Genomic DNA, 1,473 nt, shown 5'->3' with positions numbered 1-1,473 from the left:
ACCTCCGCCGCGAACGGAGCGATCTTCGCCTCGGCCAGCGAACGCACCGCCTCACGGAGCATCTCGTGCTCCTCGGAGATACGGAAGAGATCGAACTCCTGGCTCATGATCGCCACTCCTGTTTCACGACGGTACTCAGTACCCTTCATTATGCACCCACGCGGCAAAAAGGGAACTCAGTGCCTTCACATGGCGGCACTGAGTTCCCTATCCTTTTTTCTGCCGAACTTCTGCCGAACAAGCCGGTCCGAGCGCAGGGAGATGACAGCGTGGTCCACTCAGCCATCGATGCCGACACCCGGAGCACCACGCTGTACTTCCAGCGCTGCTCGTGGTGCTGCAACCCGACCTTCCAGCGGCTGCTCTGCCCCACCTGCGGCTCCACCGAGCTGCGGCTGGAGCCCAGCGAGGGCACCGGTGTCGTCCGGCGCTGCGAGGTCGAGCAGGCCCGGACGCCGCTGGTCCGCCAGAAGTCCCTGATCCGGATGGCCGAGGGCTTCGACGTCTGGTGCATCGTCGACGGGCTGCGCAGCACCGTCCCGGTCGGGACGCGGGTGCGGCTGCTGTCCGCCCCCGGCTCCGAGCAGCCCGAGCTGCGGCTGCTGCCGATGGAGGGGCCGCAGCCGCCGGCGGACGTCGAGCCGCGCCCGCTGCCGCCCGTCCAGGGCGGGTTCACCCAGCACCTCGCGGCCTTCGCCGAATAGCGTCCGCCACACGCCGGAGGGCGTGGCACCGGGTACTCGGTGCCACGCCCTCCCACTGTCGTGCGCGGGGATCAGCCCTTGCGGGACTTCACCTCGGCGGTCAGCTGCGGCAGCACGGCGAACAGGTCGCCGACCACGCCGTAGTCGACCAGCTCGAAGATCGGGGCCTCCGGGTCCTTGTTGACGGCCACGATGGTCTTCGAGGTCTGCATGCCCGCCCGGTGCTGGATGGCGCCGGAGATGCCGGCCGCGATGTACAGCTGCGGCGAGACCTGCTTGCCGGTCTGGCCGACCTGGTTGCTGTGCGGGTACCAGCCCGCGTCGACGGCGGCACGCGAGGCACCGACAGCCGCGCCCAGCGCGTCCGCGAGCTCCTCGACGACGCCGAAGCCGGCCGCCTCGCCGACGCCACGGCCGCCCGAGACCACGATCGCGGCCTCGGTCAGCTCCGGACGGCCGGTCGAGACCCGCGGGGTGCGCGAGGTGACCTTGGCCGCGTTGCCGGTGAACTCCACCGCCACGTTCTCCACCGCACCCGCGCCCGCAACGGCCTCGGGGGCCACCGCGTTCGGCTTGACCGTGATGACCGGCACGCCGTTGCTGACGCGCGAGTCGACGGTGTACGAGGCGGCGAACACCGACTGGGTGGCGACCGGTCCGCCGTCGCCCGCGCGCAGGTCGATGGCGTCGGTGATGATGCCGGAGCCCAGGCGCAGTGCGACGCGGGCGGCGATCTCCTTGCCCTCGCCGGAGGAGGTGACCAGGACGG

Annotated in this window: 2 protein-coding genes; one reads left to right on the top strand and one right to left on the bottom strand. The window is 70.7% G+C overall.

The features are described 5' to 3' along the window. Positions 1-269: 269 nt before the first annotated feature. Positions 270-704, top strand: a complete 435-nt coding sequence (locus ACFV61_RS36030; RefSeq protein ID WP_380496411.1) for a hypothetical protein — start codon at positions 270-272, stop codon at positions 702-704. Positions 705-775: 71 nt separating this feature from the next. Here ACFV61_RS36030 and ACFV61_RS36025 read toward each other — a convergent pair. Next, positions 776-1,473 (bottom strand): electron transfer flavoprotein subunit alpha/FixB family protein (locus ACFV61_RS36025; RefSeq protein ID WP_380496409.1); only part of this gene is annotated, 698 nt, incomplete at its 5' end.

Source organism: Kitasatospora sp. NPDC059817, from assembly GCF_042731835.1.
Classification (GTDB): Bacteria; Actinomycetota; Actinomycetes; order Streptomycetales; family Streptomycetaceae; genus Kitasatospora.
This window is presented reverse-complemented; position numbering and strand designations above follow the sequence as displayed.